This is a genomic window from Fictibacillus sp. 5RED26, from assembly GCF_015903895.1.
Taxonomy (GTDB): Bacteria; Bacillota; Bacilli; order Bacillales; family Fictibacillaceae; genus Fictibacillus; species Fictibacillus phosphorivorans.
The window spans coordinates 77,688-98,075 of record NZ_JACZDU010000007.1 but is presented as its reverse complement, the minus strand read 5'-3'; the positions used below and the strand labels follow the sequence as shown (position 1 = coordinate 98,075).

The following is a 20,388-nucleotide window of genomic DNA, read 5'->3' as shown; positions in this document are numbered from 1 at the left end:
TAATGAAACGTAAAACAAAATTGATCCACGGAGGCATTCCTTCTGATAAGACTACAGGAGCTGTGTCATTTCCGATCTATCAAGTAAGCACATACAAGCAAGAAGATGTAGGAGTGCATAGCGGATTTGAATATTCTCGTACAGGAAATCCTACAAGACATGCGTTAGAAGAACTAATTAAAGACTTAGAAGGTGGTAAACGCGGATTTGCGTTTGGTTCAGGTATGGCTGCTATTACCGCCGTTATGATGTTATTTGATTCTGGTGATCATGTTATTCTAACAGACGATGTATACGGCGGTACTTATCGTGTGATGACGAAGGTATTAAACCGTCTTGGAATCGATTCGACGTTCGTGGATACAACAGATATCGAACAGATCGAAGCGGCATTAAAACCGAACACAAAAGCGGTCTATGTAGAAACACCAACAAATCCGCTATTAAAGGTTACAGACATTGAAGCTGTAGCTTCTTGGGCAAAAGCGAAAAACCTTCTGTTCATGGTAGATAACACGTTTAACACACCATATTGGCAAAATCCGATCGAATTAGGTGCAGATATTGTTCTTCACTCTGCAACGAAATATATTGGCGGACATAGTGACGTTGTAGCTGGCTTAGTCGTGGTAAACGATGAAAAGCTAGGAGAAGACCTTCATTTCGTACAAAACTCAACAGGCGGCGTTCTAGGGCCACAAGATTCATGGTTGCTCATTCGCGGTATCAAAACACTTGGGTTGCGTATGGAAGCTCACGAAAACAATACGAAAAAAATCGTTGAATTTTTAAAATCTCATCCAGCGGTAGAGAAGATTTATTACCCAGGACTAGAAGATCACCCTCAGCACGAGATTGCTAAGAAACAATCTGGTGGTTTCGGTGGTATGGTATCCTTTGATGTTGGTTCACAAGCGAATGCTGATGCACTTCTGAAAAAGGTAAAATACTTCACACTTGCAGAAAGCTTAGGAGCAGTTGAGAGTTTGATCTCCGTTCCTGCTCGTATGACACATGCATCTATTCCCGCAGAACGTAGAGCAGAACTAGGAATCACAGATGGATTGGTCCGTATCTCTGTTGGTATTGAAGATGCTGACGATTTGATCGATGATCTGAAAAATGCTTTAAGTTAAATCAGGAACATAAAGGGAGAACAAGTGCTTTAACCGGCGCTTGTTCTTTTTTTGTTTGCGTGTGTTGATAAGTTAACATCTATGGAAGAATGAGCCTTTTCGATTGCAAAATTCAAAATTTTGCTGAATTATTACTTTAAATCCCCCGCAAGGTACACTGCTACAGTTTTAGAGGTCCCTTTGAACCATTTTGACTCAAATTAATAAAAGATATATTCACCTTCCATTTAAGGTATACGATGCAAGTTTTTGATCACAATTTAGACAAAATTACTTCACGCTTTTGTCAAAATCTACTTGGTAGAATAGGGTCTTACCTATGTTATCCTTTATATAGAGATTAGGAGTAGGAGGTAGACATCGCTATGAAAAACAATGCTGAATTCATTCAAAAGAAAATCGCTGACTACCAGCGCTTCGGCTTTATTTTATTGGCTGTTAGCACGTTCTTTTATTTAGGACTAGTACTTCCTGTTGAAGACAAAAACTTTGTTCAATCCATCACATTAGGTATTGCCTCGACAACATGCTTGGGATTCACTGCACTTATGTATAACGTTGTAAGAAAGTGCAAAACACAATTACAAGAATTAAGTGAATAAACCATATAAATAATTTCACGTACCGTCCCTTAAGCAGGGGCGGTATTTTTTATGTTCTTAACCGTAATTGAAAAAGTGTCTTCACTCGCTACACCTCATAAAAAAGAAAGCGATTACACATGATTCACTTGAACTAAATCGTTAACAAAGCTTAATTCTTCAGTCTTTCATGTCACTTATAAAAGTTTTAGTTTAACTAGTTTATTCCGTTAGAACAATCGGGTATGGATACAGAACGGCCGAAGAAGGTCATACTAAGTTTTAACAATCTATATTAGAGAAAGAAGTGGAGTTAGTGGGTATCATCTGGGCACTTATTACAGCAGTCTGCTGGGGAAGTATCGTCTTAGTGAGCGAAAAACTTGGCGGAGATTTTCACAGTCAAACATTTGGAATGACATTAGGAGCTCTACTGTTTTCAATTGTTGCATTCTTTATCGTTCAGCCGGATCTTGATATTACAGTTTTTGCGATCGGTATCGTTTCAGGGATCTTCTGGGTGATCGGACAGCGAAACCAATTTGCTAGTGTTGATTATTTAGGGGTTTCTAAAATCGTTCCTCTTTCAACAGGTATGCAGTTGTTCGGAACAACATTGTTTGGTGTTATCGTTTTTCATGAATGGAAAACAACAACAGAAATTATCATCGGAATCATTGCAATCTGTGCAATCATAGCAGGAGCGTTATTAACATCAAGAAGAAGTGAACAAGGTGACCAAAAAGATAAACAAAACTTTAAAAAAGGAATCACCATCCTTCTTATATCAACGATCGGATATGTTACATATGTCGTTATTATTAGATGGTTTGAAATAAACGGATGGCAAGCTATCTTACCTCAAGCGGTAGGGATGTTTATTGGCGCGCTCGTTTTATCTTTTAAACATAAACCGTTTAATAAGTACTCTGTGCGCAATATTTTAACAGGACTGATTTGGAGCACTGGTAATCTGACTCTACTGCTGTCATTGCCTCTGATTGGAATCGCGACAAGCTTTTCGCTTTCACAGACCGGTATCATCATATCAACACTCGGAGGAATCTTTTTATTAGGTGAAAAAAGAAGTAAGAAAGAGATCATCTGGGTGATCTCAGGTTGTGTAATTATCATAGCGGGTGGCGTCATGTTAGGATTTACAAAATCATAGAGGAGCTGAAGAGGATGTATCCAGATTTAAAAGGAAAAACGGTTATAATCACTGGTGCAGCAACAGGCATCGGTAAAGCATGTGCACTAAGATTCGGACAAGAAGAAGCTAATGTTGTCATTAACTTTCATTCAGATAAACAGATTAAAGAAACGAATGAAATGATTAAGGAGATTAAGAACAGTGGTGGAAACGCAATTGCTGTACAAGGGGATGTAACAAAAGAAAGTGACATCAAACAACTGATTGAGAAAACAATCAATGAGTTTGGGTCGCTAGACATCATGATTAACAACGCTGGAATTGAAAATGAAGTTCCTTCACATGAGCTCACATTAGAGGATTGGAACAAAGTTATCTCAACGAATTTAACTGGCCAGTTTCTAGGCTGCAGAGAGGCGATCGATTACTTCCTAAAGCATGACATCCAAGGAGCTATAATCAATATGTCGAGTGTACATGAGATCATTCCATGGCCACATTTTGTACATTACGCAGCAAGTAAGGGCGGAATAAAGCTGATGACACAAACCCTCGCACTTGAATATGCTCCTAAGCGTATCCGAATCAACGGCATTGCGCCGGGTGCCATCAATACACCGATTAATGCAGAAAAGTTTTCAGATCCAAAACAAAAAGAAGGCGTTTTAAAGTTAATTCCTATGGGCTATATCGGGGAGCCAGAGGAAATTGCAGCGACCGCAGTTTGGCTAGCCTCAAACCAAGCAAGTTATGTTACAGGTCTAACACTAATTGCTGATGGCGGAATGACATTATATCCAGGTTTTCAAGCTGGAAAAGGGTAAAAGAAAAAGTCCACTTTATAGAAGTGGACTTTTTCACGTTTATAATAGGATTCCAGTTAACGTACCTACACAAAGTAAAATACCAAAAGCCATATGAAGAAGTGCAGTTAAACCAAGCGCCTTGTTTAACTCTTTAGCATCCCATGTGGATATCGCAATCTTTAACCCTTTTAACGCGATGGGAAGGGTAATCGCCGCGATTAGACTCCAAAGCGGTAAGATGTCTAAGAATATAAGAGCTAATAAACTTACATACGTACCAAGCATTAAAACATAGTATTCTAATCGTGATGCTTTTCTTCCGATTAAACCAGCGATAGTGGTTTTGCCGATCTGCTTATCTGTATCGAAATCACGCAAGTTGTTAGCATGAAGGATAGCCATAACAAGAAGAGCGTTAGGGATAGCAGCTAAAAAGATTTCTGTGTTTAACGTTAATGTTTGTGTGTAGAACGAACCAACAACTGCGAGAATACCTAGCGTACTTCCAGATGCGATCTCACCTAGTCCGTTGTAAGCAAGCGCATAACGAGTAGCTGTGTAAAAGTACCCTACAAGTAATGACGGAATCCCGAAATAAAGAACAACAGGGCCGGTAAGTGCAGTTAAAATAAGTCCCACAATAATACTTAGCCCAAAGAAAATAAGTCCTGTGATATATACTTGGCGCGGAGTCATCTCTTTTCGGTCGATGACGCCTGATGGGCTCAACGACCCAGGAATATCCGCACCTTTTACATGATCAAAATAATCGTTCACTAAGTTCGTGCCGCACTGTAGAAAAACAGCACCAATAAGTGTTAAAAAGAAAGTAGGCCAATGAATGCTTGTCCACTGCAATGCAAGAATTGTCCCGAAGATAACGGGAATGACAGATGCTGTTAATGAAAAAGGCCGTGTTGAAGCAAAGATGACCTTAGGATGTATCATTTGTGTTTCCCCCTTTACACTCATAATTATAGTAAAAGTTTGTGAAAGTGTACACATAATTATCTTATGTAGGTATTGCCTATTTATAGAAAACCACCCCAATTTTTGTGAACTTTCGATTTCACATGCATATACTTATCTAGGATAAAAAAACTCTTTACACGACTTGGTAAATAGTGTAAGGTTTTCTAAGTAAAGCAAATTATATAAAAGGAGGTTGAACAAAATGATGATGTACATTGATACGATCTACCAACTGAATAAATCTTTACGTTCGACCGCCAATCAGAGCAGTATGTCTATTTAACTTATTTAAAAGACACCGCAGGTCGAATGCCTGCGGTTTTTTGTGTGCTTTTTTAACACCGCAGGGGTTATTCTGCGGTGTTTTTTTATACAACTTAAAGGAGGAGAAGAAAATGATAATGATTGGAATTACACTGCTGACTTGGCTTCTAACGGAGAAAGATTCAACCTGAGGGAAAAAATACGATTGAAACGAAGGAGTTAAAAAAGATATGTTTACACTACATTTGTTTTTTGTAACGATTACCTTTTCTATTAAGAGGAACAGTCGATCTGATGAGCTTTATGCTCGTGATAGGGAAGTAAAAACACTTTATGATCGTGCTAAAGAAAAAGCATCTAATAATTTGTCTTCATGGCTGTAAAAAGTAGCGCGTGCCGGTTCGGCATGCGCTATTTTTTTATACAAGAAGGCAAAAAATAAGATAGGTTATCGGTTATCGCATTTCCAATACGATATCCAAAAGCGCTTGGTTTTCCGTTAATGATAAATGTACCTGTCATTCGGTAGCCTTCTTGAACACCTTTATGAGATTGGAAAGTCATCTTAGGAAGTGATACATGCTTTTGATAAACACTTACATAGTTGTCATAACTCTGATGTTTGTCTTGATCAATGATGCTGCCGACACCATCAAAAATACGAACTGTATCTCCTTCTCTGCCAAAAACGGGCTTTTGCACATACTTTTCTTTGTTTTTCAAAAATGGATCAGGTTCAAGATAAGTAGGTAAAAAATAGCGTTCGATCCATTCGTGTTCCTCACTAGAAAAGTAAGGAGATCGTGCCTCATGTAATCCCCATATGACAGCTAAGATGGCTTTGCTCTGTAATAAAAAGGCTGATGGTGGATTAATGATAGCCAATTTGTTTTGAACCACAAGCTGTGTTAACTGTAAGCCTATATCCTCGTTTGTTACTTTATCTACATCTTGAATAAGAAGCTCGATCGGAAATGTTTGTCTATATAAAACATCAATTTTTTTCCCGTTTTGATCGAATAAACCAATTCCTTTTCGTATGACCAATTCTTCTAAAGGGACATACTGAGAAGGAAATCCTGAAAGTTTCTTTAAATAAAGAACAGTCTGTTTGTCTTCGATGTTCTCTTCATGTGCTGTAAAAACGATATGTGGGGCATGCTCTGTTTGTAAGTGCCGATACGCACTCAGGATGGAGGAGCGAACAGCGTTCTTTAATTGTTTTTCTTTGTCTTCGTTAGGATCGCGATATCCGTGTTGTTTACAGACTAAACCGTTCACCTTAAAACATTCATAAATAAATGTGGGCGTATCACTGTTAAACTCCATTATCTTATGTCCTTCAGGTGTTTCGATTGAATCAATCCTGCCAATTACCGTTTTCGCTAATGGCGTTTGATAGCGTAGAAACGAATTAAGAACCTCTGGGAAACCTAGAAGCTGTAAGGTATCATCTTCAATATTTTCAGATTGCAGAAGGGAAGCGGTCTTAAACAGTATATGACCGCCTCTTTCGCCAAGCAGTTTCGCATCATTTACAGCGTCTTCTGAAATTTCAGCTGGTTCGTATAAAGCATATTCTTGGCCATACATATCGGCCCAAAATTCAGGTAGCTGATTATAAAATTTTTGTCTATTATCTATATAGGTCATGCGTGTGATTACCTCCAAAACATACATTTAGAACTGTAAACTGGTATGATAAACATAACAAATTATAAAGAGGATGAAAATAATGGAACTCACTTATTTTATCGAAAGAGACAACGAATATGAAGCCTTCTTAACGTATAAGATTCCTGAAAACATGCATAACGATGAAAAATATGCGCGGCAGCTCTGTGAATTTTTTGTAACAGGTGGAAAAGAGTACGAGCTTCAATCGAATGAGATGAAAGGTAGCGAGGAGATCTTAATCATAAAAGAAGTAGGAGAAGCGCGAAGATTTACAGAGGAAATGAGTTATAAAGGAAGAGGAATATTTTTAGAATTCCGCTCTTATAACTCTTCAGGAGATATGCCTGTACTTCATACGCAAGCTTTAAACAGCCATTGGGATGTTATCCGTTATTTATTAAAAGACGTAGTAGATATACCTGGTAATGGACAGTATTTACGTGATTCAGCTGAAATAGATGAAGACCGTGCTGTTTATGTGATATATGTCGGAGATAAAATTTAAGCATGTGGCAGATGCCACATGCTTTTTCTTTTAATATGTAAGACACTGAGCGATAACCCAACCAACGGAAATACTTAAAAACATGACAAGAAGTCCAACCGCTTTATTATCCGCATCGATTGCTTTTGAGATGCTTGAACGAATCGCTAGGTGTTCTGCTACGAATAAAGCTACGATCTGAGCGATGATTCCCACTGATCCCCAAATTAGCAAATCAACAATGCTCAATGAATTTGCGATCGATGATCCAATGACAAAAGCAAGGCCAAAAAGTCGTCCGCCAAGTGATAAAGCAGCTGCGCAATTTCCTTTACTGATTAATTGAAGTTCTTTCGTTTTTGTTGTTAATTCAAAAATAATAAAGCCGACAAAAAGTAATCCAAGTCCTGTTGCCGCATAAAGGGCAAAATTAAGAAATAAGTTCTCCATCTTCACAACTCCTCATGATTTATCCGCCAAATCCTTTACTTCCTCCGAAGCCAGATCCACCGCCTTTGAAACTCGAACTACTTTTGTAGGATTTATAAGCAGAACTTTTTAATAAGCTGCTCTTTCCTTTGTAGTAACTTCCGCCGTGGTAATAGTGACCGAAATAGCGAGAACCGGTATCATCACATTCATATACCCCATCGTCTTCATCCCATTCCCAATCTTGGCATTCCGTATCAGTTGGCTCTGGTGGGATATCTTGTGCTTGGTCGTTACAGCCAGAGAGCATAACTGCAACAGATGCAGAGGATACACCTGCAATAAGCATTTTTGTTTTATTCATATCTTCACCTCATTCCATGCTCCATTATAGTATGGATCTCTTCATAATTGAACCATTTATTTCTAGTACGATTTAAAAAATAAAAAGGTTCCCAGGTTTTTAAAGATGTACAGACACACCCAAGCCCAGCACCGCATACTGTTAAGGGAATAGAGAATCGTCTTGGAGGTGCTGTCATGTCATTAGTAGGTGTGTTGGCTTACTTTTTTAAGGAAGTTATGCTTTTTGTATCATACGTTAAAAATAATGCATTTCCCCAGCCCCTGTCTGAAAATGAAGAAAAGCAGTACTTAAAAGAGATGGCCGAAGGAAACGAACATGCTAGAGCCATGTTGATCGAGCACAACTTAAGGCTTGTTGCGCATATCGTCAAAAAATTTGAAAACACAGGTGAAGATACGGAAGACTTAATATCAATTGGGACGATCGGATTGATAAAAGCTATTGAGAGCTATTCGAGAGGAAAGGGTACGAAGCTTGCTACGTATGCAGCTCGGTGTATAGAGAACGAGATCTTGATGCATTTAAGAGCTCTAAAGAAAACGAAGAAAGATGTTTCCCTTCATGACCCGATCGGAACGGATAAAGAGGGAAATGAGATCACATTGATCGATGTTTTAAAAGCGGAAACAGAAGATGTTGTTGATGCCATCCAATTAAAGATGCAGAAAAAGAAAATATACGACTACATTCATGTATTAGATGACAGAGAAAAAGAAGTGATCGTAGGACGATTTGGACTCGATCTTCAAAAAGAAAAAACACAGCGTGAGATCGCAAAACAGCTAGGGATTTCTAGAAGTTATGTCTCAAGGATCGAAAAGCGAGCGCTCATGAAGCTTTTTCATGAATTTTACCGCAGCCGACAGCAATCAGAACGATAAATACTTATCTTTAAGAAGACTGGTAACAATTACAGTCTTTTTATTTTTTTATTCGGACAAACTAAAGAAAAAAAGGAGTTTTTATATATGGCAAGAAGCAAGCGTCAACCCATCGTCCCAGAAGCTAGAGAAGGGCTTGATCGGTTAAAAGCGAAAGTGATGAGAGAAGCAGGTTACAACGTTTCAGATCAGTCACCAGATGATGTGAAGTATGAAGTAGCAAGAGACATGGGTGTGAACTTGCAAAAAGGATATAACGGTACGATCACGTCAAAAGATGCCGGAAAAGTAGGCGGACAGATTGGCGGGAGAATGGTAAAAGAACTCATTCAGCAGGCAAAAGCGAATTTAGGCAAGCAAGTACGTTAACTTGGTGTTTAGATATACAAAATAGGGAATAGAATAGGTAAAAAAACCAGGAGGGGTTCTTATGCAAGACGCTGTACTTTATGGATCATTCGTAGTAATGCTGGCCTATTTTGTCTATGTTTCAATCGCAGAATAATGTGAAGCTCTCCTTGCTAAGGAGAGCTTCATTTTTTATGTTCGTAAGATTTACATAAAAAAATAAATCAAAAAAATAAACTTCATGGTCGATTTTTGTTTGAATATTTTTTATAATAAGAAAAGAGTGGAAATATGTACATATGGGGGAGAAATAATGTTATTACAAGATTTAAGACAAACATGGGAACTTGATTCCGTTTTTCCTGGTGGTAGTGAATCGAAAGAATTATTAGCTGAAATAAATTGGACGGAGAACGAAGCGAAAGAATTAGCAAAAAAAGCAGATTCCTTCACGTTTTCAAACGAAACTTTCTTATCATTGATCAAAGAGCTTCAAAGCTTTTCTGAAAGATTATCAACTGCTGGAGCTTTCATTGGCTGTTTGATCGCTCAAGATGTAAAAGACAAGAAGGCGATGGCTCTTCGTGGTAGATTAGAATCGGTATACGCAGCATTCTCTAACGTGGGTTCAGTTATCGATCAAAAGTTAATGGATATCTCTGAAGATGCATGGAAAGATCTGATGAGTCTTCCTGAGTACGAACATATTGCGTTCTCTTTGAACGAGAGAAGAATGAATGCAAAAGAAAAGCTTGGTATCTCAGAAGAATCATTGATCAATGATCTAGCTGTAGATGGCTATCATGCTTGGTCAACGTTATACGATCTAGTGGTGGGTAGAATCTCGATCAAAGTTGAGATTGATGGAAAGGAAGAAGAACTCTCTGTAGGGCAAGCGGAGAATAAGTTTTCAAGTCCTGACCGCAACGTAAGAAAAGATACGTTTGAAAAATTTGTTCAAGCTTGGGATCACGAAGGTGAGTTTTGTGCGGCTTCTCTAAATCACATCGCAGGATTTAGAAACGAGATCTATAAGCACAGAGGCTGGGAAGAAACATTAAAAGAGCCTCTTGCGATCAATCGTATGAAGGAAGAGACTCTCTCAGCGATGTGGAACGCGATCTCTTCTCAAAAAGAGATCTTCGTTAAATACTTAGATCGAAAAGCTAAACTTTTAGGTCTAGATAAATTAAGCTGGTATGATGTTGATGCACCATTATCTTCTGCAAACAGCAAGATGAGTTATGACGAAGCGGCTCAATTTATCGTAGAGCATTTCCGTACGCTCGCACCTAAGATGGCTGATTTCTCTGAAAAGGCATTCCTAGACGGCTGGATTGAAGCAGAAGATCGTTCTGGGAAAAGACCAGGAGGATTTTGTACCGGGTTCCCAACTAAGAAAGAAACAAGAATCTTTATGACGTTCTCAGGAACACCAAGCAATGTTTCTACGTTAGCACATGAGCTTGGTCATGCGTTCCATACGGATGTGTTAAAAGAGATGCCATACTATGCAACAAATTATGCGATGAACGTTGCTGAAACAGCTTCCACTTTTGCTGAGATGATCGTTGCTGATGCAGCCGTTTCAAACGCAAAATCGAAAGAAGAGAAAATTGCGCTTTTAGAAGATAAAGCTCAACGTTCCGTAGCCTTCTTTATGAATATTCATGCTCGTTTTCTGTTTGAAACGAGAATGTACGAAGAAAGAAAAGCGGGTCAGTTATCAGTTGAACGTCTATGTGAACTGATGGAAGAGGCTCAAAAAGAAGCATTTAACGGTGCACTCGATGAGTATCATCCTTACTTCTGGGCGTCTAAGCTTCATTTTTATATTACAGACGTACCGTTCTATAACTTCCCGTATACATTCGGTTATCTGTTCTCTGCAGGGATCTATGCAAAAGCGAAAGAAGAAGGCCCTTCATTCGAAGAAAAATATATTGCACTCCTACAAGATACAGGAAAGATGGAAGTAGAAGAGCTCGCACAAAAACATCTTGGCATAGATGTTACGAAACAAGATTTCTGGTTAAAAGGTATTGAGCTTGCTGCAGCCGATGTAGAAGAGTTTTTAGCATTAACAGAAGAATAAAATAGAATCGGCAGTTCCTTGAATAGGAATTGCCGATTTTTTGCTTTTTTGGAGTTTATAGAACATGGAAACTTTGGCTGTTATTGAGCATGAATTGTAAACCTATGCACAGTTGCATATGGAGGAATGGGGGTATTGAATGGATTATTTGTATCAAACTTTGTCGACTCGCCGATTTATGAGCAAATCTCGCCGTATTATTGGAGAAACTCGCTGAATGAACACTGAAATTTCTAGAATTATTTTAAAAAGTGTTAGGATTACAATGGTGTATACCTAACGGGGTATTCGTTTGGACAATGGAACGCAAAAATAAAAAGCTTGGCAACACCATGCCAAGCTTTCTTAATGACCGACTATTCATCTTTTTTCAATCGTAATGGTACTAATCATAAGTACAGATAACCCGAACGTCAGGAACATATAAAGAAATCCTGGGACTAGATCAACCGTCAGATAACCAGCAGCCATCAAACAACCAGCTAAAGTGATCGGCATACCCACAAATGAACCCGTAAACTCTGTGATGTTAAACCGAGCTAACCGAATTGCACCGCAAACAATAAAGATAATGGTGAAGATCATGCCTGGTACACCAAACTGATGAAGGGCGACCTGATAGATTAAAAATGCAGGCGCAATTCCAAATGAGATAAGGTCACAAAGAGAGTCTAATTGTTTCCCAAACTCGGATTCGATATTTAACTTTCGGGCAACCATTCCATCAAAACGATCAAACAAACCGGCTAAGAAGATTAAGATGAATCCTAATTTCAAATCTCCTGAGATCATAATTAATAACGCCAAAGTTCCTAGTGATAAATTGATCAATGTTAAGAAGTTAGCGGTTTGTCCCTTCACTTTCTTAAACGTTGAATCAATACGCTCTCTTTCGAGCATGAACATACAATCACTCCTCAAACGGGTAACCGGCTAAAACGCAGTAAGTGCACATCTTCCAAAGAGATAAACAATGATCCTTTGAAAAATAAACTTATCCTTGTTCGTTGCTTAAAATTATATACCCATTCTAATCATTATATGACAACGAGAAAGTGATTAATAGTAGATATTATTCAAGGTTGGAACTATCTTTCTTTTCTAATTCATTGAATACCGTTTTATCTGAAAGTGGTACTCCTGTTCTGTATGCTGCTCTTGAAATCATATGCCCTGCTACTGGAGCAGTCATCAGAACGAAAAGGATACCAAGTATCAATTTACCGCTAAACACATGCATCTCAGACAACACATAGATGAAGGAACCGATCAGGATTCCAGATACCCCCAAAGTCGAAGCTTTACTGGCAGCGTGAAGTCTTGAATAAACATCAGGAAAACGGAGTACCCCAAGTGTTCCTGAAAAGATGATAAAGGTGCCAGCGATGAGGAAGAAGCTAATCACGATCTTGATCAATGATAACACCCTTTTCTAGAAATTTTGCAACAGCGACAGTCGCAATAAACGTCAATATTCCGATCAATAAGATAATATCATTCAGCTGAACAGTATCCAAGATAATTGCCATAATACCAGTGATGGCGATCAAGTTAATACCGATCGTATCAAGAGCTACAACGCGATCTGGATTTGAAGGACCCGATACCGCTCGATAGAGAAGAAGCAGAATCGAGATGGTTGTTACGAATAAACAAACATGAACAACGACCGTGAACCAATCTGTCATCGTGTTACCTCCCTTATTGCTTTTTCAAATGATTCCTTAATGCTAACGATGGTTTCATTGACATCTGGAAGATCGAGCGCATGGATATAGATATATCGTTGATCTCTCGAGACATCCACAGACAAAGTTCCAGGAGTTAAGGTGATTAAGTTAGCAAGTAAGGTGATCTCCCAATTCTTCTTAACATCAATTGGAAGTGCGAGTATACCCGGTTGAAAATCGAGCTTCGGTTTATAAATCCATTTTAAAACTTCAATATTTGCTAGAAGAAGTTCTTTTATGAACAAAAAAATGAGATAAAGAATCGCTCTCACATGTTTAAAATAGTACGAATCAGGAATGAATCGATTCAGCAAGAAGAGAAGTGCTGACCCAATCACAAATCCAACTATAAAACTTGCGAAAGAGTAGCTCTCAGATAAAAACATCCAAATAACGCCGATCAGCAAATTTAGAATAAGTTGAAATGTCATGGAATTACTCCTTTAATACATAATCGATATAGATTTGCGGATCGATCAGACTGTCTGCTGCTGCCTGGACATATGGATAGAACCATTCTGCTCCAACACCAAGCAAGATAGAGATTGCGATCAATACAGCTGATGCTGCTAATCCTGAGGTTTTCACAGCTTGTTTCGGCTCTTCTTTTAGCTCACCCCAGAATGCGCCGATAAAGATGCGAATCACAGAAAATAAGATTAACAGACTTGATAATAATCCGACTCCAGCAGCTATATAATGTCCTTCATCCATTGCACCTCTTAAGAGGAGGTATTTCCCGATAAAACCACTAAAAGGCGGGATCCCGGCTAATATGAGAGATGCGATAAAGAACATCCAACCCATAAGTGGTGCGGTTTTTATATATCCACCCATCTTTTTTAGGTTTGACGTTCCAGCATGCCAAACAAGTAGGCCAGCAAGGAAAAATAAAGCCGCTTTAATCGCCATATCATGAACAAGGTAGTAGATCGTACCTGCAAGTGATTCTGCTGAGAACGTTCCTATACCGAGAAGCATAAAGCCGATCGCTGGCATGATATTATAAGCGATAATCAATTTCACATTAGATGTAGAAAGGGCACCAATGACTCCGATGATCATGGTTAGAGTTGCTACCCAAATAAAAAAGGTGTGTGTGAGCTCAAGTTTATGAGAAAAAATGAGTGTAAAGACTCTTAGCATAGAGTACACACCTACTTTAGTTAACAGTGCTCCAAACAATGCAGAGACGATAGGTGATGGCACGATATACGATTTAGGAAGCCAAAAATACAAAGGAAATAGAGCACCTTTTGTCGCGAAAACGATAAATAGTAAAATCCCAATTCCTGTTAAGATACCTTGCTGTTCTACTTGGGCAACACGTTCCCCGAGTTGCGCCATGTTAACTGTACCGGTAACAGAATAGAGAAAAGCTACCGTTGTAACGAATAGAATGGACGAAAACAGATTGAGTAAGATGTATTTTACAGATTCCCGAAATTGATGCTTGGAACCCCCGATAATGATCAATCCATAGGATGCCATTAACAACACTTCAAAAAACACGAACAGGTTGAAGAGATCTCCTGTTAAGAAAGCGCCACTCACCCCTGCGATCAGTAAAAAGAACAAAGGGTAAAAGTAGTGCTGTACCATCTTTTCTGTAACGGATGATAGCGCGAAGATAGCTGCAGTGAATGCGATCACATTCACAGCGAGTATCATGATGACGGACAGCTTGTCTGCAACAAGAATGATTCCGTAAGGCGCTTTCCAACCACCTGTTTCTAAGGTTAATGGTCCGGTGGAAAATACATGGTAACTTAAGAAGATCGATACGCCTAAACTTAACAAGACCACTAGAAATGAAATGTTTACCGTTACTTTTTGTTTCTTATTAAAGAAAACAAGTAAAGCTCCGAAAAACAAAGGTATAAATATTGGCAAGAATACTAAATTACTCATCATCTGTTCCCCTTAGCTGATCCATCATATCTGTCTTGTTGCTTTGATAGGTTCGATAAGCTAGTACAAGTAGAAAGCTCGTAACCCCAAAACTTATAACAATAGATGTCAGTATTAGCGCTTGAGGAAGAGGATCGGTATAGTCCTTGATCCCCTCAATTAATATAGGAGGTTTTCCACGGTTTAATTTTCCCATCGTTAAAATAAACAGGTGAGCTCCATGTGATAAAAGCGCCGTACCAAGTACAATTTTTAATAACTGTTTTTGAAGTATTAGATATACGCCGGCTGCAAATAACGTTCCGGCAAGTATAGACATAATTATTTCCATTAGTGGTTCATGTCTCCTTTATCCCGGTATTTTATCATGGCGAAAATGCCTAAAGCAGCTAGACCAAGCACTGCTATTTCAAATAAAGTATCCAAGCCACGGAAGTCAACAAGGATGACGTTGACGATATTATCTCCACCGCCAAGTTTATAAGAGTTATCTACAAAATATTTTGAAATGCTCTCAAAATATTTAGAGCTATGAGCGGAGATCGCTACTACAGTTAAGAGTGCTCCCGTTGAAGCTGCAATAATAAAATCTACAAGCTTTTCAGAAGATTTTTTATCCGATTTCTTCAATTTTGGAAGATGCGCAAAACATAACAAGAAGAGAGCAACAGTTATGGTCTCAACGATAAGCTGTGTAAGTGCGAGATCTGGTGCACGGAAGAAAACGAACAATAATGAAAGACCATATCCTACAACTCCGATTACAATAATCGCAGCTATTCTCTGTGTCATCCAGATCGTTGCAATGGCAGCAACAGCCATAACAAAACCGACTAAAACCTCTGGCCACGTAACCGGTGCTAAGTCATCGAACGCAATTTTAAAACCGTCTGTGACATAAATAAAGATCGATGTAGACACAACCAAGAATACAAGAATGATGGATGTGTACAATCGCAATGAACCAGTCATATAAAATTTCGTGAATTTACTCGAGAAACTCAATAGACCGTTTACGATAGACTGATATATACGATCTGTTGAAAACTTTCCAGGTACTCTATTGTAGATCGGTTGCCACCTTTTTAAAGTTATAGCGAGAATGGTGCCGACTGCTACTACAACAAGCGACATATGCAAAGGCGTATTATCAAAACCATGCCAAAATGCTAAGTGAGTTAGAGCGAAATCTCCTGTTACTGATCCGACTGCTGGTGCAAGTAATGCCTCATTCAATGGATTTGGAAACAATCCAATCAAAACGACAAATCCAATGAGTATAATCGGAGAAATCAGCATGCCAATTGGCGCTTCGTGAGGTTTTTTCTCAAGTTGATCTAACTTGGCTTTACCTGTGAATGTGCCAAATACTAAATACATGGAATAAACAAATGTAAAGATACTTCCAACTACAGCAAGTAATGGGATCCACTCAGCAAACATTCCAGCAAAACCGCTCGTTTGCTCTAATTTCAATGAAGAATCAAAGAACATTTCCTTGCTTAAGAAACCATTGAAAATCGGAAGTGGTACTCCAGCCATAGAGAAAGCTCCAAAGAATGCTAGAGTGGCGGAGATCGGCATAAATGTATAGAGTCCGCCAAGTCTTCTGATATCTCTCGTTCCTGTCTCATGATCAACAATACCCGCTATCATAAACAAGCTGCCTTTAAAGGTAGCGTGGTTAAAGATATGGAAGATTGCAGCGAGAGTAGCAATACCAGTACCAAAGCCAAGCATTGTCATGATCATACCAAGCTGGCTGATCGTTGAATAAGCTAAAATACCCTTCAGATCAGTCTGTCGAGAAGCAAGTATCGATCCTAAACAGAGTGTGATCAGACCAACACCAGAAACGATAATGAAAAATACATCCGTCCCACTAAAGATGAGTGAAAATCTGGCTACAAGATAGATCCCTGCTTTAACCATCGTTGCAGAGTGAAGGTATGCACTAACTGGAGTTGGTGCTTCCATCGCATCAGGAAGCCAGCTGTGAAATGGAAACTGTGCCGATTTTGTAAAAGCTCCGATTAGTAGCAATATCAATATCGGAATAAACAGATCGCTCTCAATAATGTCAGATCGATTCGCGATCATCTCTCGTATACTGTTCGTCTCGGCTGTAATGGATAGGAGTATGAGAGCACCTAGCATGGACAGTCCGCCAAAAACAGTTACGAGCATTGATTTTTGTGCACCATATGTGGAACGTTCACGATAAAACCAAAATCCAATTAATAGAAAGGATGAGATACTCGTGAACTCCCAAAAGGTATAAAGTACGAAAACGTTGTCAGATAGAACGACGCCAAGCATCGATCCCATAAATAATAATAAATAAACATAGAAATGGACGAGCTGTTCTTTTTTCGATAAATAAAAGATCGAATAGAGTACAACAAGTGTTCCAATTCCGGTGATTAATAGCGAAAAAAGCATGCTAAGTCCATCCAAGTAAAAACTTAATTGGATGTCGAGTGATGGAATCCAATTCGCGATGCTTTGAACGATCTTCCCTTCAGCCAATGTAGGCAGTTTTGAAATAAACAGAATAAAAAGCACTGCTGGAACAGGCAGAACAAACCAACCAGTATGTATCCGGTCTACTTTCTTAGCGGCAAGTCCAATGAGCAATGCTGCTAAAAAAGGGATGAGTATGTAGATGTGCAACATGAATACCGGTAAACCTCCTTAAAACCCAAAAATAATCGTCATAGTCCATTACATTGTAAGCAAAACCTTTCCTTTTTAGCAAATACTTTACCAAAGAGAAACTCTCTAATCAGATTGATTTTGCATCTCTTGAATATCCTTCCCAAAAAATACCTAACCTATTTGAGAGGTGATTGAAAATGAGACTACTACATACATACGGAATACTCTTGATTTTGTTTCAACTAACTGGCTGTTTTAATGATTCTATTTATAAAAGAGATGAGACGAGTCCAAAGTTTCAACCGAGAGAATACTACAGGAAGCACGTTAGCTTCTCTGAAGCAGGCGTTTCAAACGCCTCTTCATTAGCAGAAGAAATGAAAAGGGAGATTAAGAAAGATAAATTTATTAAACGTGCAGTAGTGGTTAAAGACGGTGGCAAATACGTAGTGGCGATTCAGATGAAGTCTTACCACTACAAAAAAGCAGAATCTTTGAGTAAAAAATACAAGCAAGCGTGGGAAGAGCAGTGGAGAATTCCAATTGAAATAACTTTTAATCCAGGAGAATATCGAAAAGTTGAAAGAGAGTTGGCCACAAAAAAATAGAGCGTATGTTTACGCTCTACATTAGAACTTGCTGTAATCTAGCATGAAGAGATCTTCTGTCGATCTCTTTCTTTATGAGTAGTATAAAGTCCTTACTAAGTTTCAGTTCTCTAGCTTTTAGATAAGATTCAATCAACAGGTCGTCTGAAAGTTTTTCCATAATATAGCCCTATATGAGCGGCATGGTCACCTCCTGTTTTTTATAAAAAATGGTGAAACCGTATTCTAAATTCATATAAAGTGAATATGATGATAAGTTCCTGTTTTTATGTACTTGCTTTATGTACTTTGAAGCTTACCATGTATTGTAAAAAGGAACAACCGTTCGTTTATCCACAGTGTTTGGTGGATAAGTTGTGGGTAAAATGTTAACATCTTTAAGAAAGATAGCGGATACTTAGGTGAATAATGTGAATAAGATTATCCACACTGTTGGGTAGGGGAACAAATTGTCGAAAACTTTTTATTTTTTCTAAACTAGTCTATTTTTAACAATTTATAAACGTTGCTTGTTTTAATTGATCAATTTAGAAGAAAAACCTCATGGAAAGCTCTTGAAATTGATCTATAATGACAGTTATTGTAGAAAAATCGTTTGTACTTCCTTTCATTACTGGTAAAATAGATACGTTGAAAAGGAAACGTGAAGAGGTGCTAGAATGTTAAAACATTTTTTACCGGATCAACATGTTCAAAATATAGTGGACATCACACCGGAAATGTTAGTTGAACGAGGAGTAAAAGGTATTATCACAGATTTGGATAATACGCTTGTGGAATGGGATAGACCTGAAGCGACTCCAGAATTGATCGAGTGGTTTACTTCTATTAAAGAAAAAGGTATTTTGATCACAATTGTTTCAAACAATACACAACATAGAGTGAAGAGCTTCTCAGACCCAGTTGGCATTCCGTTTATCTATAGTGCGAGAAAGCCAATGACTAAAGCTTTTAAGCGCGCTTTAAAAGATATGAAGCTGAAAAATGAACAAGTTGTTGTTATCGGAGATCAGCTTCTTACTGACGTACTTGGCGGAAATCGATTAGGTTTGCATACTATACTCGTTGTACCAGTGGCTAGCAGTGACGGTTTTTGGACAAGGTTTAACAGAAAGATCGAACGCATCATATTGTCTTGGATGAAAAGAAAAGGCATGCTGCATTGGGAGGAATAGGATTGGAACAAATTAAATGTGTGGGTTGTGGAGTTTCCATACAAACAGAAGACAAAGAAGCGCTTGGATACGCACCTCTTTCGGCACTGACGAAAGAGCTGCCTATTTGCCAGCGCTGTTTTCGTTTAAAACACTATAACGAAATTCATGACGTGAGTTTAACAGATGATGATTATCGTAAAATCGTCTCAAGTATTGGAGATGAAGATGCGTTAGTTGTAAAGATCGTTGATATTTTTGATTTTAATGGAAGCTGGCTGCCGGGACTCCATCGTTATGCGGGGAACAACCCAATACTTCTTGTCGGAAATAAGCTTGATTTGCTTCCAAAATCAGTGAATCCGAATAAGGTGATTCATTGGATGAAGAAGGAAGCAAAAGAGCTAGGCTTAAAACCGATTGATGTTAAATTGATCTCTGCTGATAAAGGATATGGTATTGAAGAGTTGGCAGAGTCAATTGATTATTATCGCCAAGGAAAAGATGTATACGTGGTTGGCTGTACAAATACAGGAAAGTCAACGTTCATTAACCGTTTGATCAAACAATTTGGCGAAGAAGCTGCTGATTTGATCACAACTTCTCATTTTCCAGGAACAACCTTAGATCTCATTGATATTCCACTCGATGGAAGAAGTCACATGTACGATACGCCTGGAATTATAAATCACCATCAGATGGCACATTATGTTTCTAAAAAAGAACTGAATATCATCATGCCTAAAAAGGAAATTAAACCTATGGTGTTTCAGTTGAATGAGTTGCAGACTCTGTATTTTGGCGGACTAGGAAGAATGGATTATATTAAAGGCGGCAAACAGTCATTTGTATGCCATTTTTCAAACCACTTGAATATTCATCGAACAAAGACCGACAAAGCGGACGAACTTTATGAGAAACATCTTGGTGACATGTTAGCACCACCTGAAGATACCGAGAACTTTCCAAAGCTAAAACGCTATGAATTTGTTATAAAGGAAAGCAAAACAGATATTGTGATCTCTGGATTAGGCTGGGTAACCTTCCCAGAAGCAGGTGCGAAGGTCGCTTTTTATGCACCAGAGGGTGTAGCAGTAACGGTTCGAAAATCCTTAATCTAAGGAGAGATTTTCA

General features: G+C 38.5%; 24 protein-coding genes. 12 read left to right on the top strand and 12 right to left on the bottom strand.

Annotated elements, in window-relative coordinates; genetic code table 11:
* Positions 1-2: 2 nt before the first annotated feature.
* The 4 genes from IHV10_RS19435 (at position 3) to IHV10_RS19420 (ending at position 3,694) form a co-directional block, all read left to right on the top strand.
* The gene (locus tag IHV10_RS19435) at positions 3-1,136 is read left to right on the top strand and encodes a bifunctional cystathionine gamma-lyase/homocysteine desulfhydrase (protein ID WP_197133375.1); all 1,134 of its coding nucleotides are present in this window, start codon (positions 3-5) and stop codon (positions 1,134-1,136) included.
* 365 nt (positions 1,137-1,501) lie between these two features.
* Complete coding sequence (locus IHV10_RS19430) at positions 1,502-1,738, top strand: YrhC family protein (RefSeq protein WP_191751792.1); 237 nt, start codon at positions 1,502-1,504, stop codon at positions 1,736-1,738.
* A gap of 295 nt (positions 1,739-2,033) precedes the next feature.
* Positions 2,034-2,888: a GRP family sugar transporter gene (locus tag IHV10_RS19425; RefSeq protein ID WP_197133372.1), complete on the top strand. Its 855-nt coding sequence runs from the start codon at positions 2,034-2,036 to the stop codon at positions 2,886-2,888.
* Positions 2,889-2,902: 14 nt separating this feature from the next.
* Complete coding sequence (locus IHV10_RS19420; protein WP_197133369.1) at positions 2,903-3,694, top strand: glucose-1-dehydrogenase; 792 nt, start codon at positions 2,903-2,905, stop codon at positions 3,692-3,694.
* Positions 3,695-3,733: 39 nt separating this feature from the next.
* Here IHV10_RS19420 and menA read toward each other — a convergent pair whose 3' ends face one another.
* Complete coding sequence (menA, locus tag IHV10_RS19415; RefSeq protein ID WP_197133366.1) at positions 3,734-4,624, bottom strand: 1,4-dihydroxy-2-naphthoate octaprenyltransferase; 891 nt, start codon at positions 4,622-4,624, stop codon at positions 3,734-3,736.
* 518 nt (positions 4,625-5,142) lie between these two features.
* On the opposite strand from menA, the gene IHV10_RS19410 reads away from it, so the two are divergent.
* Positions 5,143-5,295 (top strand): YrzI family small protein, encoded by a 153-nt coding sequence (locus IHV10_RS19410; RefSeq protein ID WP_137788799.1) that lies wholly within the window; start codon positions 5,143-5,145, stop codon positions 5,293-5,295.
* A gap of 28 nt (positions 5,296-5,323) precedes the next feature.
* Here the strand turns inward: IHV10_RS19410 and IHV10_RS19405 are convergent, their stop codons facing one another.
* Positions 5,324-6,565 carry a glutathionylspermidine synthase family protein gene (locus tag IHV10_RS19405; RefSeq protein ID WP_197133365.1) on the bottom strand — a complete coding sequence of 414 codons (1,242 nt, stop codon included), beginning with the start codon at positions 6,563-6,565 and terminating at the stop codon, positions 5,324-5,326.
* Between the two features lie 82 nt (positions 6,566-6,647).
* On the opposite strand from IHV10_RS19405, the gene IHV10_RS19400 reads away from it, so the two are divergent.
* Positions 6,648-7,094, top strand: coding sequence for an RNA helicase (locus IHV10_RS19400; protein ID WP_231619632.1), 447 nt, complete (start codon positions 6,648-6,650; stop codon positions 7,092-7,094).
* 30 nt (positions 7,095-7,124) lie between these two features.
* Here the strand turns inward: IHV10_RS19400 and IHV10_RS19395 are convergent, their stop codons facing one another.
* On the bottom strand, positions 7,125-7,523 hold the full coding sequence (locus IHV10_RS19395) for a DUF350 domain-containing protein (protein ID WP_197133361.1): 399 nt from the start codon (positions 7,521-7,523) through the stop codon (positions 7,125-7,127).
* 19 nt (positions 7,524-7,542) lie between these two features.
* Positions 7,543-7,866, bottom strand: coding sequence for an aminotransferase yhxA (locus IHV10_RS19390; protein ID WP_197133359.1), 324 nt, complete (start codon positions 7,864-7,866; stop codon positions 7,543-7,545).
* A gap of 176 nt (positions 7,867-8,042) precedes the next feature.
* Between IHV10_RS19390 and sigK the strand changes: the two genes are divergently transcribed.
* The 3 genes from sigK (at position 8,043) to IHV10_RS19375 (ending at position 11,193) form a co-directional block, all read left to right on the top strand.
* A complete protein-coding gene (sigK, locus tag IHV10_RS19385) occupies positions 8,043-8,750 on the top strand; it encodes an RNA polymerase sporulation sigma factor SigK (RefSeq protein ID WP_066237772.1) in 708 nt (235 codons plus the stop codon).
* Positions 8,751-8,837: 87 nt separating this feature from the next.
* A complete protein-coding gene (locus tag IHV10_RS19380; protein ID WP_197133357.1) occupies positions 8,838-9,119 on the top strand; it encodes an alpha/beta-type small acid-soluble spore protein in 282 nt (93 codons plus the stop codon).
* A gap of 292 nt (positions 9,120-9,411) precedes the next feature.
* Positions 9,412-11,193 (top strand): M3 family oligoendopeptidase, encoded by a 1,782-nt coding sequence (locus IHV10_RS19375; RefSeq protein WP_197133355.1) that lies wholly within the window; start codon positions 9,412-9,414, stop codon positions 11,191-11,193.
* A gap of 360 nt (positions 11,194-11,553) precedes the next feature.
* On the opposite strand, the gene pssA is transcribed toward IHV10_RS19375, so the two are convergent.
* The 7 genes from pssA to IHV10_RS19340 all read right to left on the bottom strand — a co-directional run bounded on the left by pssA (position 11,554) and on the right by IHV10_RS19340 (position 17,510).
* Positions 11,554-12,099, bottom strand: coding sequence for a CDP-diacylglycerol--serine O-phosphatidyltransferase (gene pssA / locus IHV10_RS19370; protein ID WP_197133353.1), 546 nt, complete (start codon positions 12,097-12,099; stop codon positions 11,554-11,556).
* Between the two features lie 166 nt (positions 12,100-12,265).
* Positions 12,266-12,619 carry a monovalent cation/H(+) antiporter subunit G gene (mnhG, locus tag IHV10_RS19365; protein ID WP_312035221.1) on the bottom strand — a complete coding sequence of 118 codons (354 nt, stop codon included), beginning with the start codon at positions 12,617-12,619 and terminating at the stop codon, positions 12,266-12,268.
* Complete coding sequence (locus IHV10_RS19360) at positions 12,591-12,881, bottom strand: Na(+)/H(+) antiporter subunit F1 (RefSeq protein WP_197133348.1); 291 nt, start codon at positions 12,879-12,881, stop codon at positions 12,591-12,593. The genes mnhG and IHV10_RS19360 overlap by 29 nt, the downstream gene beginning before the upstream one ends.
* The gene (locus IHV10_RS19355; RefSeq protein WP_197133345.1) at positions 12,878-13,354 is read right to left on the bottom strand and encodes a Na+/H+ antiporter subunit E; all 477 of its coding nucleotides are present in this window, start codon (positions 13,352-13,354) and stop codon (positions 12,878-12,880) included. Before IHV10_RS19355 ends, IHV10_RS19360 begins: the two co-directional genes overlap by 4 nt.
* A gap of 4 nt (positions 13,355-13,358) precedes the next feature.
* Complete coding sequence (locus IHV10_RS19350; protein WP_197133342.1) at positions 13,359-14,834, bottom strand: Na+/H+ antiporter subunit D; 1,476 nt, start codon at positions 14,832-14,834, stop codon at positions 13,359-13,361.
* Positions 14,827-15,165: a Na(+)/H(+) antiporter subunit C gene (locus IHV10_RS19345; RefSeq protein ID WP_197133339.1), complete on the bottom strand. Its 339-nt coding sequence runs from the start codon at positions 15,163-15,165 to the stop codon at positions 14,827-14,829. The genes IHV10_RS19350 and IHV10_RS19345 overlap by 8 nt, the downstream gene beginning before the upstream one ends.
* Positions 15,165-17,510: a Na+/H+ antiporter subunit A gene (locus IHV10_RS19340; RefSeq protein WP_197133336.1), complete on the bottom strand. Its 2,346-nt coding sequence runs from the start codon at positions 17,508-17,510 to the stop codon at positions 15,165-15,167. Before IHV10_RS19340 ends, IHV10_RS19345 begins: the two co-directional genes overlap by 1 nt.
* Before the next feature lie 179 nt (positions 17,511-17,689).
* Between IHV10_RS19340 and IHV10_RS19335 the strand changes: the two genes are divergently transcribed.
* Positions 17,690-18,100, top strand: coding sequence for a hypothetical protein (locus IHV10_RS19335; protein WP_197133333.1), 411 nt, complete (start codon positions 17,690-17,692; stop codon positions 18,098-18,100).
* Between the two features lie 16 nt (positions 18,101-18,116).
* Here the strand turns inward: IHV10_RS19335 and IHV10_RS19330 are convergent, their stop codons facing one another.
* Complete coding sequence (locus IHV10_RS19330; RefSeq protein ID WP_197133330.1) at positions 18,117-18,260, bottom strand: sporulation histidine kinase inhibitor Sda; 144 nt, start codon at positions 18,258-18,260, stop codon at positions 18,117-18,119.
* A 499-nt stretch (positions 18,261-18,759) separates the two neighbouring features.
* Here IHV10_RS19330 and IHV10_RS19325 point away from each other — a divergent pair, with 499 nt between their 5' ends.
* Together IHV10_RS19325 and yqeH are read left to right on the top strand one after the other, a co-directional pair.
* Positions 18,760-19,275: a YqeG family HAD IIIA-type phosphatase gene (locus IHV10_RS19325; protein WP_191753756.1), complete on the top strand. Its 516-nt coding sequence runs from the start codon at positions 18,760-18,762 to the stop codon at positions 19,273-19,275.
* Positions 19,272-20,375 (top strand): ribosome biogenesis GTPase YqeH, encoded by a 1,104-nt coding sequence (yqeH, locus tag IHV10_RS19320; RefSeq protein ID WP_197133434.1) that lies wholly within the window; start codon positions 19,272-19,274, stop codon positions 20,373-20,375. Before IHV10_RS19325 ends, yqeH begins: the two co-directional genes overlap by 4 nt.
* The last annotated feature ends 13 nt before the right edge of the window (positions 20,376-20,388 follow it).

What these genes read in the sequence shown, in the direction of transcription:
- IHV10_RS19435 (WP_197133375.1), top strand. Translation starts at nt 3, where the DNA reads ATGAAACGTAAAACAAAATTGATCCACGGAGGCATTCCTTCTGATAAG.
- IHV10_RS19430 (WP_191751792.1), top strand. Translation starts at nt 1,502, where the DNA reads ATGAAAAACAATGCTGAATTCATTCAAAAGAAAATCGCTGACTACCAG.
- IHV10_RS19420 (WP_197133369.1), top strand. Translation starts at nt 2,903, where the DNA reads ATGTATCCAGATTTAAAAGGAAAAACGGTTATAATCACTGGTGCAGCA.
- menA (WP_197133366.1), bottom strand. Translation starts at nt 4,624, where the DNA reads ATGATACATCCTAAGGTCATCTTTGCTTCAACACGGCCTTTTTCATTA.
- IHV10_RS19410 (WP_137788799.1), top strand. Translation starts at nt 5,143, where the DNA reads ATGTTTACACTACATTTGTTTTTTGTAACGATTACCTTTTCTATTAAG.
- IHV10_RS19405 (WP_197133365.1), bottom strand. Translation starts at nt 6,565, where the DNA reads ATGACCTATATAGATAATAGACAAAAATTTTATAATCAGCTACCTGAA.
- IHV10_RS19400 (WP_231619632.1), top strand. Translation starts at nt 6,648, where the DNA reads ATGGAACTCACTTATTTTATCGAAAGAGACAACGAATATGAAGCCTTC.
- IHV10_RS19395 (WP_197133361.1), bottom strand. Translation starts at nt 7,523, where the DNA reads ATGGAGAACTTATTTCTTAATTTTGCCCTTTATGCGGCAACAGGACTT.
- IHV10_RS19390 (WP_197133359.1), bottom strand. Translation starts at nt 7,866, where the DNA reads ATGAATAAAACAAAAATGCTTATTGCAGGTGTATCCTCTGCATCTGTT.
- sigK (WP_066237772.1), top strand. Translation starts at nt 8,043, where the DNA reads ATGTCATTAGTAGGTGTGTTGGCTTACTTTTTTAAGGAAGTTATGCTT.
- IHV10_RS19380 (WP_197133357.1), top strand. Translation starts at nt 8,838, where the DNA reads ATGGCAAGAAGCAAGCGTCAACCCATCGTCCCAGAAGCTAGAGAAGGG.
- IHV10_RS19375 (WP_197133355.1), top strand. Translation starts at nt 9,412, where the DNA reads ATGTTATTACAAGATTTAAGACAAACATGGGAACTTGATTCCGTTTTT.
- pssA (WP_197133353.1), bottom strand. Translation starts at nt 12,099, where the DNA reads ATGTTCATGCTCGAAAGAGAGCGTATTGATTCAACGTTTAAGAAAGTG.
- IHV10_RS19360 (WP_197133348.1), bottom strand. Translation starts at nt 12,881, where the DNA reads ATGACAGATTGGTTCACGGTCGTTGTTCATGTTTGTTTATTCGTAACA.
- IHV10_RS19355 (WP_197133345.1), bottom strand. Translation starts at nt 13,354, where the DNA reads ATGACATTTCAACTTATTCTAAATTTGCTGATCGGCGTTATTTGGATG.
- IHV10_RS19350 (WP_197133342.1), bottom strand. Translation starts at nt 14,834, where the DNA reads ATGAGTAATTTAGTATTCTTGCCAATATTTATACCTTTGTTTTTCGGA.
- IHV10_RS19345 (WP_197133339.1), bottom strand. Translation starts at nt 15,165, where the DNA reads ATGGAAATAATTATGTCTATACTTGCCGGAACGTTATTTGCAGCCGGC.
- IHV10_RS19340 (WP_197133336.1), bottom strand. Translation starts at nt 17,510, where the DNA reads ATGTTGCACATCTACATACTCATCCCTTTTTTAGCAGCATTGCTCATT.
- IHV10_RS19335 (WP_197133333.1), top strand. Translation starts at nt 17,690, where the DNA reads ATGAGACTACTACATACATACGGAATACTCTTGATTTTGTTTCAACTA.
- IHV10_RS19330 (WP_197133330.1), bottom strand. Translation starts at nt 18,260, where the DNA reads ATGGAAAAACTTTCAGACGACCTGTTGATTGAATCTTATCTAAAAGCT.
- IHV10_RS19325 (WP_191753756.1), top strand. Translation starts at nt 18,760, where the DNA reads ATGTTAAAACATTTTTTACCGGATCAACATGTTCAAAATATAGTGGAC.